Raw genomic sequence first — 13,112 nt, forward strand, 5'->3', positions numbered from 1 at the left:
CGGGGGGCCCGCGCCCCGTGGGCTGGGTCCCGGCTGGTGCGGGGGGGGCGGGCCGCCGCCCGCGCCACCTTCGACTGCCCCCCCCGGTATGGGGGGGCAGCGATGCCCCCCCCGCCCGCCCCGACCGCCGCGAAACCGTTGCGCGAGCTGGTCCACCCGACGTGGGCGGCGGCCCTGGCACCGGTCGAGGACACCGTCGCCCGGCTCGGCGAGTTCCTCCGCGCCGAGGTCGCGGCGGGCCGTGGCTACCTGCCGGGCGGACCGCACGTGCTGCGCGCCTTCCAGCGCCCCCTCGACGCCGTGAAGGTGCTCATCGTCGGCCAGGACCCCTACCCCACGCCGGGGCACGCGATGGGCCTGTCCTTCTCGGTCGCGCCGGACGTGCGGCCCGTCCCGCGCAGCCTCGTGAACGTCTACCAGGAGCTCGGCACCGACCTCGGCCTGCCGACGCCCGCCTCCGGAGACCTCACGCCGTGGGCCGACCAGGGCGTCCTCCTCCTCAACCGCGTCCTCACCGTGGCGCCGGGGAAGCCGGCCAGCCACCGGGGCCTCGGCTGGGAGGAGGTCACCGGGCGCGCCATCGAGGCACTCGTCGAGCGCGGCGGCCCCCTCGTCGCCATCCTGTGGGGACGCGACGCCCGTTCTCTCGCACCGCTGCTGGGAGACGTCCCACGCATCGAGTCGGCCCACCCCAGCCCGCTCTCGGCGCGCAACGGCTTCTTCGGCTCCCGCCCGTTCTCCCGCGCCAACGCCCTGCTCACCGAGGCCGGCGCCACACCCGTCGACTGGAGGCTCCCGTGACCACCCGCCCCGACGACCGCCGGGTCTGGACCCGCTACGTCGCGATCGGCGACTCCTTCACCGAGGGGATGTCCGACCCCGACCCCGAGCGTCCGGACGCCTACGTGGGATGGGCCGACCGGCTGGCCCGCTCCCTCGACGCGCTCGCCGAGGCCGAGCACCTGCCGTTCGGCTACGCCAACCTCGCGGTGCGCGGACGCACGCTCTCCGACGTCGTCGGCCCACAGCTCGACGCCGCCCTGACGATGACCCCCGACCTCGTGTCGATGGTCGGCGGGGGCAACGACCTGCTCCGCCCGAGTGTCGACCTCGACGGCCTGGCCGGGCGGCTCGAGGAGGCCGTCGTGCGCATCCGGGCCACCGGCGCCGACGTGCTCCTCGCCACCCCGACCGACACGCGCGACGCCGGCCTCTTCCGGGCGCTGCGCGGCCGGCACGCGGTCCACGCCGCCAACCTCTTCACCATCGCCCAGGACCACGGCTGCCACGTCCTCAACCTCTGGGGGATGCGCGCCCTGCGCGACTGGCGGATGTGGGCCGAGGACCGGATCCACCTGACGACCGAGGGCCACCGGCGGGTCGCCCTCGCCGCGCTCACCGCCCTCGGCCACGACACCGACGTCGCCGACTGGTCGACCCCGCTGCCCCCGGCGGACCGCGCCACCCGCTCCGAGGAGCTGCGCGGGCACGCCGAGTGGGTGCGCACGCACGCGGCCCCGTGGGTCGAGCGCCGGGTGCGCGGCACGTCCTCGGGCGACACCCGCTCGGCCAAGCGGCCCGAGCTGCAGCACTTCCGCGACCCCGACGCCGCCCCGGACCACCAGGCCCTCCCCGACCGCTGACCGCCCCCCGGCCCCCGGCCCCCGGCCCCCGGTCGAACGACGAGGACGTGCCGTCCGGGGCTCCCGCGGGACGGCATGTCCTCGTCGTTCGTCGGGTGGATGGGCCGGCGAGCACGCGTTTTGTTGGACGTCCAAGTACCTCGGTACGCTCGACGCCATGCCAGCGACGAGGCTCATGCCGACCGAGGAGGGCCAGGACCTCATCGACCTGACCCGCGAGATCTGCGCCAAGGAGCTGCGCCCGCGGGTCGACGACGCCGAGCGGGCCGCCGCGACCGGCGAGCAGTTCCCGACCGAGGTCTTCCGCACGCTCGGCGGCGCGGGCCTGCTCTCGCTCCCCCACCCCGAGGAGCACGGCGGGTACGGCCAGCCCTACGAGGTGTACCTCCAGGTCGTCGAGGAGGTCGCCAGCGCCTGGATGAGCGTCGCCGTCGGGGTCTCGGTCCACTCGCTGACCGCGTTCCCGGTGACGACCTTCGGCACCGACGCCCAGCGCGCCGCCCTGCTGCCCGGGATGCTCTCCGGCGACCAGCTGGGGGCCTACTGCCTCTCCGAGCCGCTCGCCGGCAGCGACATCGCGTCGATGACCACGCGGGCGACCCGCGACGGCGACTCCTACGTGCTTAAGGGCCGCAAGGCGTGGATCAGCCACGCCGGGCACGCCGACTACTACACCACCTTCGCGCGCACCTCCGACGACGGCGGGCGCGGGCTCTCCTGCCTCGTCGTGCCGGCCGACGCCGAGGGCCTCTCCTTCGGCACGCCGGAGAAGAAGATGGGCCTGCACTGCGACACCGTGCGCGAGGTGATGTTCGACGACGTGCGGGTCGACGCCGACCGTCGCATCGGCGAGGAGGGCCAGGGGATGTCGATCGCCCTCGCCGCCCTCGACGCCGGCCGGCTGGGCATCGCCGCTGCCGCGACCGGGCTGGCCCAGGCCGCCCTCGACCTCGCCGCCGGCTACGCGAAGGAGCGGCAGCAGTTCGGCCGCGCCATCGGCGAGTTCCAGGGCCTCGCCTTCCTGCTCGCCGACCTCGAGGCCGCCGTGACGAGCGCCCGCGCCACCTACCTGCACGCCGCCCGCCTCAAGGACGCCGGCCGCCCCTTCTCGAAGGAGGCCGCCGTCGCCAAGCTCGTCGCCACCGACGCCGCGATGCGGGTGACCACCGACGCCGTCCAGGTCCTCGGCGGCGCCGGCTACACCCAGGACTTCCCGGCCGAGCGCTACATGCGCGAGGCCAAGGTGACCCAGATCTTCGAGGGCACCAACCAGATCCAGCGGCTGGTCATCGGCCGGCACGTCCTGCGCTGACCCCGGAACCGGATGCCGCGCCCGGGCGTCCGAGCCCCGAGGACCCGACCGGAAGGACCACCGTGCGCACCCGCCTCCTGATCACCGCCGCCCTCGCCGCCGCCACCCTCAGCGCCTGCGGCAGCGCGACGAGCGGCACCGGCTCCACCGACGGCGGCAGCACCGCGCCCAGCAGCGCGCCCCCGAGCGCGACGTCCACGCCCTCGCTCCCCGGGCCCTCGAGCACCCCGACCGTCCCGCCACCCGCCGACTCGACGCTGCCCGTCGGCCTCGAGGACCGGCCGGAGGTCAAGGCCGCGATGGCCGACGCCGCGGGCCGGGCGGGCATCGTGCCGGGCCAGGTCGTCCTCGCCGGGTACCTGCCGGTGACCTGGGCCGACGGCTCGCTCGGCTGCCCACAGAAGGGGATGGCCTACCCGCAGATGACGGTCGAGGGCGAGCTGCTGCTGCTGCGCGTCGACCAGCGCGTCATGGAGTACCACGCGCGGCTGAACGGTCCGTTCACGTACTGCGCGAACCCCAGCGGCGCGTACCGCCCGCGCACCGCCGGCTGATCGGAGCCCGACGAGCAGGGGACCGGGCCATCTCATACGTGGCCCGGTCCCGAACCACCGTAGGCACTGCGTCCCTCCCGTGGACGAACCGACACGCGGCCGTCCGACGAACGTCGAACGAACTCCCGGTGCGGAATCCGCGCCGGCGCTCAGTCGTCGGGGTCGCGCGAGATGCCGGGCAGCAAGGTCTCGCCCCGGCGCAGGGCGTCGAGCGCCTCGGGGTGTGCAGCCTCGACATGCGCCAGTCCCTTGCGGCGGTAGCGCACGAGCTGCACCGCCCCGAGGCCCCAGAAGACGAACTGCACCGACATCGCGAGCCGGAAGTCCTCGAGCGTGTACTCCTGCGGACCGCCGGGAGCCAACCGGTCGAGGACCACGCCGATGAGCGCGATGGCCAGCAGCGACGCCGTGAAGCCACCGATGTTGACCACGCCGGTCGCCCGCCCGAGCCGCGAGGAAGGGTGAAAGGTGCGGGCGAGGTCGAACCCCACCATCGAGCCCGGTCCGCCGACCGCCGTGACGACGGCGAGGAGGAAGAGCAGCCACGTGGGCGCCGGTCCCGGCCACAGGAGGACGACCGCCCAGGTCGTCGCGATGACGCCGACGATCCCGAGGACCAGCTGCGAGCGGCGGTACGGCATCCGGGCGGTGAACGCGGCGACGACCGGGCCGGCCCCCATCGCGGTGAAGGTCATGACGACGAGGACGAGGGACGCGGTGCGCGGCGCGAGGCCCTCGGCGACGAGGAAGGGGTAGCCCCAGAGCATCGTGAAGACGGTGGCGCCGAACTGCGACGAGAAGTGCACCCACAGCCCCAGCCGGGTGCCGGGGTTGCCCCACACCTCGGCGAGCGTGCGGGCCAGCGCGCGCACCTTGATCCGCTCGACCGCCTCGCCGCGGTAGGGCGAGTCCTTGACGACGAGGAGCAGCCCGACCGAGAGCACGACCCCGACGCCACCGGCCGTCGCGAAGGAGCGGGTCCAGCCGAAGGTCGCGAGGGCGGCAGCCAGCGGGGTCGCCGCCGCGACCGCTCCGAGCTGGCCGATCATGCCGGTCAGCTGGGTGATGAACGGAGCCTGCTTGACCCGGAACCACACGGCGACGAGCCGCAGCAGCGAGGTGAAGACCATCGCGTCGCCGGCACCGAGCATGACGCGCGCCGCGACCCCGACCGGGAAGGAGCCGGCCACCGCGAACCACAGCTGGCCGCCGGACATGAGGAGCAGGCCGGTGAGCATGAGCCGCTTGGAGCCGAAGCGGTCGAGCAGCACCCCGACGGGGATCTGCATCGCGGCGTACACGGCGAGCTGGACCACGGTGAAGGTCGACAGCTGGGAGGCGGAGATGTGGAACCGCTCGGCGGCGAGCAGCCCGGCGACCCCGAGCGAGGTGCGGTGGAAGACGGCGAGGACGTAGACCGACAGCCCGACGACCCAGATGGCCCACGCCCGGCGCTTCCCGATCGTGTGCACCTGGCGCAGGACGGGGCGGGTCACCCACCGATTCTAGGAGCGCGGCCGACCGCCGGGAGCGGCCGCCCGGCGACCGGCTACCGGGCGTCGCTCAGGCGGGGAGGCGCTCCTCGGCCACGCCGTTGCCACCGTCGACGACGAGCAGCTGCCCGGTGACGTACGCGGCGCCCGGGCTCGCGAGGAAGGCCACCGCGGCCGCCACCTCCTCCGGCGTCCCCGACCGGCCGGCCGGCACGAGGTGGCCCTCGCGCTGCTCCGACGGCGTCTGCGAGCCGGTCGCCACCCAGCCGGGCGCCACCGCGTTCGCCGTGATGCCGTGCGCCGCCTCGTCGACCGCCACCGCCCGCGCCAGCCCGACGAGCCCGGCCTTGGCCGCGGCGTACGCGACGTCGGAGCGCAGCGCCATGACCGGTCCCGCCGTCGACGACACCATGACCACCCGGCCGGCGCCGCTGCGGCGCAGGTGCGGCAGCGCGGCCCGGGTCACGAGGTATGCGGTGTCGAGGTTGCGGGCCAGGGAGGCCGCCCACCGGTCGGGCGGGGTGCCCTCGAGGTCGCCGGCCAGGTAGTCACCACCGGAGGCGACCGAGACCATCCCGGCGTTGTTGACGAGCACGTCGAGCCCGCCGCCGTGCTCGAGCGTCGCGGCGACGACCGCCGCCGCGCCGGCTTCCGTCGTCAGGTCGGCGACGACCCCGGCGGCCTCGTGCCCCTCGGCCCGCAGCTCGGCGGCCCGCTGGTGGACGCGCTCGGTCGTGGCGCCGAGCACCACCCGGGCCCCGCACTCGGCGAGCAGGCGCGCGCAGGCCATCCCGATGCCGCTCGGCGAGCCGGCGCCGGTGACGAGCGCGCTGCGTCCGGAGAGGTCGAACGCGGTGGGGAGGGAGGGCACCGCCGTCAGGCCAGGGCCGCGTCCATCGACTCCTCGAGGACGTCCATCGCCTCGTGGAGCAGGTCGTCCCCGATGGAGAGCGGCGGCAGGAAGCGGAAGACGTTGCCGTAGGTGCCGCAGGTGAGCGTGACGACGCCGCGGTCGTGGCAGCCCTTGTTGACCGCCGCGGCGAGCGCGGCCGCCGGCTCCTTGGTCGCGGGGTCGGTGACGAGCTCCATCGCCATCATCGCGCCGCGACCGCGGACCTCACCGATCTGCGGGTGCCTCTCGGCGAGCGAGCCGAGCCGGTCGCCGAGGATCTTGCCGATGCCGCGGGCCCGCCCGGCGAGGTCGTCGACCTCCATCGACTCGATGCTCGCGAGCGCCGCCGCGCAGGCCACCGGGTTGCCGCCGTAGGTGCCGCCGAGGCCGCCGCCGTGGACGGCGTCCATCAGCTCGGCGCGACCGGTGACGGCGGCGAGGGGCATGCCGCCGGCGATGCCCTTGGCCGTCGTGATGAGGTCGGGGACGACACCCTCGTGGTCGCTGGCGAACCAGTCGCCGGTGCGGCAGAAGCCGGACTGCACCTCGTCGGCGACGAAGACGATGCCGTGCTCGCGGCAGTACTCGGCGAGCCCGGGAAGGAAGCCCTCCGGCGGGACGATGAAGCCGCCCTCGCCCTGGATCGGCTCGATGACGACCGCCGCGGTGTTCTCCTCCCCGACCTGGGCGTGGATCATGTCGGTCACCGCGCGCAGGGCCTCCTCCGCGCAGCGCTCGGCACCGCCCGGCCAGCGGTACGGGTAGGCCATCGGCACCCGGTAGACCTCCGGGGCGAACGGGCCGAAGCGGTGCTTGTACGGCATGTTCTTCGACGTCATCCCCATCGTGAGGTTCGTCCGCCCGTGGTAGCCGTGCTCGAAGACGACGACGGCTTGGCGCCCGGTGGCGTGCCTGGCGATCTTCACGGCGTTCTCGACGGCCTCGGCACCGGAGTTGAACAGTGCCGACCGCTTCTCGTGCCCGCCCGGGGTCAGCGCGTTGAGCTTCTCGCAGACCCCGAGGTAGGGCTCGTACGGCGTGACCATGAAGCAGGTGTGGGTGAACCGCCGGATCTGCTCGGTGACGGCGTCGACGACCCGCTGGTTGCCGTTGCCGACGGTCGTCACGGCGATGCCCGAGCCGAGGTCGATCAGCTGGTTGCCGTCGACGTCGCGGATGATGCCGCCGCCGCCGTCGGTGACGTAGACCGGCAGCCCGGTGCCGACACCCGCGGCGACGGCGGCCGTCTTGCGGGCCTGGAGCTCCCGGGAGCGCGGGCCGGGGATGGCGGTCATGAGGATCCGCTGCTGCTCGATCATGCGGGCATCCTATCCGTGACTTTTCGGCCCCGGAAGCCACTGATTCCGTCGTGAGGCCGCGTCTCGTCGCAGCTGCCCCCGGGGCCGACGGGCGCCCTCGTGCGTGGCGGGCCGGTGCACCGGGTAGGACCCCACCGCGCCCCGATGCGTGCTACCGCGCAGTACTCGTCGCCATCGCAGCGCTTACTGCGCCGTAGCACGCACTGTGGGCGGGAACATCGCACCACCGCCGACCCGAAGGAGAGCACAGTGCCCGGACGCAAGGACCCCGGCCCCTCGGTCAAGGACGACGAGCTCTACGAGAAGCTCCGCGACGAGGGAAACAGCAAGGAGAAGGCGGCCCGCATCGCCAACGCCGCCTCGAACAGCTCGCGCTCGAGCGTCGGGCGCCGGGGCGGGGAGTCTCCCGCCTACGAGGACTGGACCGTCGACGACCTGCGCGAACGCGCCGCGGAGCTCGACGTCGAGGGTCGCTCCTCGATGACCAAGGACGAGCTGATCGACGCCCTCCGCCACCACTGACCGGGGGGCGACTGCCAAAACACCTCTGGCACACGGAAAGGCGCCCGGGAGCTGCGTGCAGGGGGTTCGCAGCTCCCGGACGCCGGTCCGGGGCCCGGTCTCGCCTCGCGGCTGACCGGACCCGAGTACTGTACCTGACAGGACGTGACCCCGGAGACCCGAGGGAGGACGCTGTGGGCCGACTCACGGAGGCGGCATGAGGCTCCTCCTCGTCGAGGACGAGAAGCCACTCGCCGCCGCGCTCGGCGACGCCCTCCGCGAGGCCGGATGGGTCGTCGACCACGCGGAGGACGGCCTCGAGGGCCTCAAGCTGGGGCTGGCCAGCCAGTACGACGCGCTCGTCCTCGACATCATGCTGCCGGGGATGAACGGCTACGACGTCCTCAAGCACCTGCGCCGGCAGAAGGTGTGGACCCCCGTCCTCATGCTCACGGCCAAGGACGGCGAGTTCGACCAGACCGACGCCTTCGAGCTCGGCGCCGACGACTACGTCACGAAGCCGTTCAGCACACCGGTGCTGCTCGCCCGGCTCCAGGCCCTCGCCCGACGCGGCGCCCCGGAGCGTCCGGTCGCCCTCACCGCGGGTCCGCTGAGCCTCGACCCGACGACCCGCCGGGTGACCCGCGAGGGCCAGGAGATCCAGCTGACCGCCCGCGAGTACGCCCTGCTGCACCACCTGATGCGCAAGGCCGGCCTCGTCCAGAGCAAGGCCGAGATCCTCGAGAACGTCTGGGACTCCGACTACCCGGGCGCCGACAACGTCGTCGAGGTCTACATCGGCTACCTGCGTCGCAAGATCGACGCCCCCTTCGACACCAAGGTCATCGAGACGGTGCGCGGGCTCGGCTACCGGCTCAACCCGCAGGAGCCCCCGCCGGGAGCCTGACGGCGAACCGGCACCATCCCTCGGGGCTCTCGGTCGCCTCGACGCTGCCCTCGTGGGCCGCGACGACCTCGGCGACGATGGCCAGGCCGAGCCCGGTGCCGCCGGTGCCCCGGGTCCGCGAGTCGTCGAGCCGGACGAACCGGCCGAAGACGCGCTCGCGGTCGCGCGGCTCGATGGGCGGTCCGTCGTTGTCGACGGTGAGCAGCGCGTCCTCGCCCTCGCGGGCCAACCGGACCCGGACGACGCGGTCGCGGTGGCGCTCGGCGTTCTCGAGCAGGTTGCGCACCACGCGGCCGAGGCGGGCCTGGTCGCCGTCGAGGCGGACCGGCTCGACGGAGACCGAGACCGGCATCCCCCGGGCCCGCAGCGCCCCGGTCTCGGCGAGGACGAGGTCGTCGAGGTCGAGCTCGGTGCGGTGCAGGACCATCTGGTGCTCGTCGGCCGAGGCGAGGGTCAGCAGGTCCTCGACGAGGACGGCGAGCCGGTCGACCTCGGCCGAGGCCCGCGCCGCGGTGACCGCGCGGTCCGTGCTCGGGCGCTCCTCGGCGAGCCGGTCGAGGAGGACGCGGATCGTCGCGAGCGGGCTGCGCAGCTCGTGGCCGGCGTCGGCGACGAAGGCCCGGCGGGAGGCGTCGGCGCGCTGCATGCGGGCGAGGAGGTGGTTCATCGTCTCGGCGAGCCGGGCCAGCTCGTCCCGCCCGGCCGGCACCTCGAGCGCGGGGCCGGGGCCGGGGGCGGCGCCGGAGGCGGCGATGCCCTCGACCTGGTCGCGCATCCGCTCGACCGGGCGCAGGGCCTGGCCGACGGCGAAGGTCGTGACCGAGGCCAGGAGCGCGATGAGTCCGACGGCGCCGATGAACGCGAACTCGGTGGACTGGCCGAGCGCGGTGGCCTCGACCCGGGTCGGCACCCCGACGAGCAGCGTGTAGTGCTGGCCGTCGGGGTCCACGGCGTCGGTGGCGGCGACGAGCCAGGCCCCCTGCGCCAGCCCGGGCACGTCCTCGACCCTGGCGACGCTGACGTCGGTGCCCCGGACGTCGGCCCGGACCAGCGCGGTGCGGGGTGCCCCGCCGGTGGCGGCGACGACCTCGCGGGTGCGTGGGTCGAGGACCTGGATCAGCCGGTTGCCCTCGATGACGGCGTGGGTGCCGATGAGGTCGCTCACCCCGTGCACCGAGAGGTCGGCCCGCAGCTCGACGACCTCCGCCTCCGCGACGTCGCGGGCCGAGGCCTCGAGGACCTGGCCGAGGGAGAGGTAGACGACCCCGGCGATGGCGGCGCTGATGAGGAGCACGACCGGCATCGTCAGGGCGAGGATGCGGCTCCTCAGACCCAGCCGGACGCGCATGCGGCGAGTCTAGGCGGCCTGGCCGACCCTCCCGGCAGGATGGCCGGGTGGCCGCTCCCCGCTCCTTCCTCCTCTCCGCCGGTGGGCTCACGCTCGAGGTGCTCACCGCCGGAGCATCCGTGCGCCGGCTCGTCGTCGACGACGGCGACGGCCCGGTCGACGTGGTCCTCGGCCATGCCGACCCGGCGACCTACGCCACCGGCGGGGGCTACCACGGCGCGACGGTCGGCCGCTTCACCAACCGGCTGGCCGGCGGACGGTTCACCCTCGACGGTCACGAGTACCGCGTGCCGGCCAACGACGGGGCCAACGCCCTGCACGGCGGCCCCGAGGGGTGGGACGCCCGCGACTGGGAGGTGCTCGAGGAGTCGCCGACCCGCGTCGTCCTCGGCCTGACCAGCCCGGACGGCGACCAGGGCCTGCCCGGTGAGGTCGTCGCCCGCGCGTCGTACGAGGTCTCCGCCGACACCGTGACGCTGCGCCACCACGCGACGACGGACGCCCCCACCCTCCTCGGGATGACCAACCACGCCTACGTCGACCTCGACCGAGGAGGCGGAGCGGCCGGGCACACCCTCGAGGTGGCGGCCTCCGCCTACACGCCGGTCGGCCCGGACCTGCTGCCGACCGGCGAGCTCGCCCCGGTGGCCGGCACCCCGTTCGACCTGCGCTCCCCCCGCCTCCTGGCAGACGTGCTGGCGACCGAGGACGAGCAGCTGGCCCGCGGCGGTGGGCTCGACCACAACCTGGTCCTCGACGGCCGCGGCCTGCGCCGGGCCGCACGGCTCGTCGGGGCGGGCGGCCGATGGCTCGAGCTGTCCACCGACCGCCCGGGGCTGCAGGTGTACACCGGCGCGCACTTCGACGGCACGGTGACCGGGCTCGACGGCCGCCCGCTGGACCGGTACGCGGGCGTGGCCCTCGAGGCGCAGGGCTTCCCGGACGCACCGCACCATCCCGGCTTCCCGAGCGCGGTGCTGCGGCCCGGGGAGGAGTTCACGGCGACCACGGTCTGGCGGCTCGGGCGCGACTGACCGCACGCCCCGGCCGCGAGGGCCGCGGGGGTCGACGGTCGGTCAGGGGAACGCGGTGCGGACGGCGGCCATGTCGTCGTCGCCGTGCCCGAGCCCGGAGGCCTCGGCGAAGAGCTCGTGGACCGCGTGGAGCAGCTCGGTCGGGAACCCGCGGGCCGCAGCGGCCTCCACCATGAGACCGACGTCCTTGACGACGCCGTCGACGGCGAACGAGGTTGCCCAGTCGCCGGCGAGCATCGCCCCACCCTTGACCTTCGCGTACGGGGCGAAGACCGGGCCGCCGTCGATGGCCTCGAGGAAGAGGGCGGGGTCGACGCCGAGGGCCTCGGCGAGGGCGAGGGACTGCGCCGTCCCCGCGGTGAGGAGGGCGACCCACGCGTTGCACGCGAGCTTGAGCGCGCTCGCCGCCCCGACCTCCTCGCCCGCGACGACCGTGCGCGACCCGACCGCCTCGAGGACGGGAGCCACCTTGCGCTGCAACGGTTCCGGGCCGCTGAGCAGGACGACGAGCGTCCCCTCCTCGGCCGGTCTGCGCGTGCCGAGCACCGGCGCGTCGAGGACGCGGCCACCACCGGCGTCGGCCACCCGCCGCGCTCCCTCGACCCCGACGGTGCCGCACTGGAGCCAGGTCGCGTCGTCGGGGGCCGCGGCGAGCGCCGCCCGACCGACCTCGACGGTGGAGTCGGCGTCGAAGAGCATCGTCACGACGACCTCGGCGCCGTCGGCGGCGTCGGTGACCGAGGAGGCGACGGTGGCGCCGTCGGCGGCGAGCGGTCGGGCCCGGGCCGCCGTCCGGTTCCAGACCCGCACCTCGTGGCCGGCACGCAGCAGCGAGCGCGCCATCCCGGCCCCCATGATCCCCGTGCCCATCACCGCGACCCGCACGTCGTCCTCCTCCGCTCGCGACGGCGCCGGCCGGCGCCCGTCCCCCCACCCTGCCACCGTCGGGCGCACCCTGGTCACGGAGCCCCCGCGACGGACCTCGCAGGGCTAGGGTCGAGGACGTGTCGAGCCTCGGCACGGGGGAACATTCACCACATCACCTGGGGGAAACACCATGCGTCACACCGCTCTTGCCGCTGCCTCGGCCGCCGCTGCCGCCGCCGCCCTCGTCGTGTCCGTCGCGCCCACCGCGTCGGCGGCCACCGGCTACGCCCGCTGCCCGGCCAACCGGATGTGCGTCTTCACCGGTCCCAACGGCACCGGCGCGATCGGCATCTTCCGGAACGGCGACGTCAACCTCGCCGACGGCGTCGGGCCGGTCGGCCTCAACAACAACATCGAGAGCATGCGCAACCGGACCTCCGGCTACTGGTGCTTCTACAAGGACACGAACTACAACGGCTACGTCTGGCGCGGTGGGCCCGGCGGCGGCGCCAACACGATCCCGGCCGCGACGAACGTCATCAGCTCGCTCAAGCGCTGCTGACCCCACGCCCGACCCTCGACCGGCCGCCCGGAAACCCGTGGCGGCCGGTCGCCGGCGCGGTGTTGGGTGGTGACCACGCCCAGCATCCGGAGGACCCCGCCGTGACCGCCCTGCCCGCTCCGACCCTGACGACCGCCCGGCTGCGGCTGCGCCCGTTCGAGGACTCCGACACCGCCGCCCTCTTCGCGCTGCAGAGCGACCCGCGCGTGCTGCGCTACTGGGACTCCCCGCCGTGGACCGACCCCGCCCGTGCCGAGCGGTTCCTCCGGACCTGCCGAGACATCGCCGACGAAGGCGACGGGGCACGCCTCGCCGTGGAGCGGACCTCCGACGGCGCGTTCGTCGGCTGGTGCAGCGCCACCCGCTGGGACCCGCAGCACAGGAGCATCTCGCTCGGCTACGTCTACGACGAGGCCGTCTGGGGCCGCGGCTACGCGGCCGAGAGCGTGGCCGCGTTGCTGCAGTGGGTGTTCGACACCCTCGACGCGCACCGCGTCCAGGCGGTCACCGACACCCGCAACGACGCCTCGGTGCGCCTCCTCGAACGGCTCGGCTTCACCCGGGAGGGGACGTTGCGCGAGGACTGCACCGTCGACGGCGAGGTCTCCGACTCCCACGTCTACGGCCTCCTGCGCCGCGAGTGGGCGGGCCCGCCGACCCGCACCCACTGAGCCGGCAGC

The 13,112-nt window shown here is 74.6% G+C and carries 14 protein-coding genes; 9 read left to right on the forward strand and 5 right to left on the reverse strand.

Annotated features, from left to right (window positions below):
• The first annotated feature begins 102 nt into the window (after window positions 1-102).
• The 4 genes from PKA89_RS16365 to PKA89_RS16380 all read left to right on the forward strand — a co-directional run bounded on the left by PKA89_RS16365 (window position 103) and on the right by PKA89_RS16380 (window position 3,509).
• Window positions 103-801, forward strand: coding sequence for a uracil-DNA glycosylase (locus PKA89_RS16365; RefSeq protein ID WP_324421247.1), 699 nt, complete (start codon window positions 103-105; stop codon window positions 799-801).
• The gene (locus tag PKA89_RS16370) at window positions 798-1,643 is read left to right on the forward strand and encodes an SGNH/GDSL hydrolase family protein (protein WP_324421248.1); all 846 of its coding nucleotides are present in this window, start codon (window positions 798-800) and stop codon (window positions 1,641-1,643) included. Before PKA89_RS16365 ends, PKA89_RS16370 begins: the two co-directional genes overlap by 4 nt.
• 157 nt (window positions 1,644-1,800) lie before the next feature.
• Window positions 1,801-2,955, forward strand: coding sequence for an acyl-CoA dehydrogenase family protein (locus tag PKA89_RS16375; RefSeq protein WP_324421249.1), 1,155 nt, complete (start codon window positions 1,801-1,803; stop codon window positions 2,953-2,955).
• Window positions 2,956-3,017: 62 nt separating this feature from the next.
• Window positions 3,018-3,509: a hypothetical protein gene (locus PKA89_RS16380; protein ID WP_324421250.1), complete on the forward strand. Its 492-nt coding sequence runs from the start codon at window positions 3,018-3,020 to the stop codon at window positions 3,507-3,509.
• 149 nt (window positions 3,510-3,658) lie between these two features.
• Here the strand turns inward: PKA89_RS16380 and PKA89_RS16385 are convergent, their stop codons facing one another.
• The 3 genes from PKA89_RS16385 to gabT form a co-directional block, all read right to left on the reverse strand.
• Window positions 3,659-5,005 (reverse strand): MFS transporter, encoded by a 1,347-nt coding sequence (locus PKA89_RS16385; RefSeq protein WP_324421251.1) that lies wholly within the window; start codon window positions 5,003-5,005, stop codon window positions 3,659-3,661.
• Window positions 5,006-5,072: 67 nt separating this feature from the next.
• Window positions 5,073-5,873, reverse strand: coding sequence for an SDR family NAD(P)-dependent oxidoreductase (locus PKA89_RS16390; protein WP_324421252.1), 801 nt, complete (start codon window positions 5,871-5,873; stop codon window positions 5,073-5,075).
• Between the two features lie 5 nt (window positions 5,874-5,878).
• A complete protein-coding gene (gene gabT / locus PKA89_RS16395; protein ID WP_324421253.1) occupies window positions 5,879-7,213 on the reverse strand; it encodes a 4-aminobutyrate--2-oxoglutarate transaminase in 1,335 nt (444 codons plus the stop codon).
• A 249-nt stretch (window positions 7,214-7,462) separates the two neighbouring features.
• Here gabT and PKA89_RS16400 point away from each other — a divergent pair, with 249 nt between their 5' ends.
• Together PKA89_RS16400 and PKA89_RS16405 are read left to right on the forward strand one after the other, a co-directional pair.
• The gene (locus PKA89_RS16400; RefSeq protein ID WP_324421254.1) at window positions 7,463-7,735 is read left to right on the forward strand and encodes a Rho termination factor N-terminal domain-containing protein; all 273 of its coding nucleotides are present in this window, start codon (window positions 7,463-7,465) and stop codon (window positions 7,733-7,735) included.
• 196 nt (window positions 7,736-7,931) lie between these two features.
• The gene (locus PKA89_RS16405) at window positions 7,932-8,621 is read left to right on the forward strand and encodes a response regulator transcription factor (protein ID WP_324421255.1); all 690 of its coding nucleotides are present in this window, start codon (window positions 7,932-7,934) and stop codon (window positions 8,619-8,621) included.
• On the opposite strand, the gene PKA89_RS16410 is transcribed toward PKA89_RS16405, so the two are convergent.
• Entirely contained in the window at window positions 8,590-9,969 is a 1,380-nt protein-coding gene (locus PKA89_RS16410; protein ID WP_324421256.1) for a HAMP domain-containing sensor histidine kinase, read from the reverse strand. The genes PKA89_RS16405 and PKA89_RS16410 overlap by 32 nt on opposite strands.
• A gap of 47 nt (window positions 9,970-10,016) precedes the next feature.
• Between PKA89_RS16410 and PKA89_RS16415 the strand changes: the two genes are divergently transcribed.
• On the forward strand, window positions 10,017-11,003 hold the full coding sequence (locus PKA89_RS16415) for an aldose epimerase family protein (RefSeq protein ID WP_324421257.1): 987 nt from the start codon (window positions 10,017-10,019) through the stop codon (window positions 11,001-11,003).
• 42 nt (window positions 11,004-11,045) lie between these two features.
• Here PKA89_RS16415 and PKA89_RS16420 read toward each other — a convergent pair whose 3' ends face one another.
• Window positions 11,046-11,888, reverse strand: a complete 843-nt coding sequence (locus PKA89_RS16420; RefSeq protein ID WP_324421258.1) for an NAD(P)-dependent oxidoreductase — start codon at window positions 11,886-11,888, stop codon at window positions 11,046-11,048.
• A gap of 172 nt (window positions 11,889-12,060) precedes the next feature.
• Between PKA89_RS16420 and PKA89_RS16425 the strand changes: the two genes are divergently transcribed.
• Entirely contained in the window at window positions 12,061-12,432 is a 372-nt protein-coding gene (locus PKA89_RS16425; RefSeq protein ID WP_324421259.1) for a peptidase inhibitor family I36 protein, read from the forward strand.
• A gap of 101 nt (window positions 12,433-12,533) precedes the next feature.
• On the forward strand, window positions 12,534-13,103 hold the full coding sequence (locus PKA89_RS16430; RefSeq protein ID WP_324421260.1) for a GNAT family protein: 570 nt from the start codon (window positions 12,534-12,536) through the stop codon (window positions 13,101-13,103).
• Window positions 13,104-13,112: the final 9 nt, after the last annotated feature.

This window comes from Phycicoccus sp. (assembly GCF_035325325.1).
Classification (GTDB): Bacteria; Actinomycetota; Actinomycetes; order Actinomycetales; family Dermatophilaceae; genus Phycicoccus.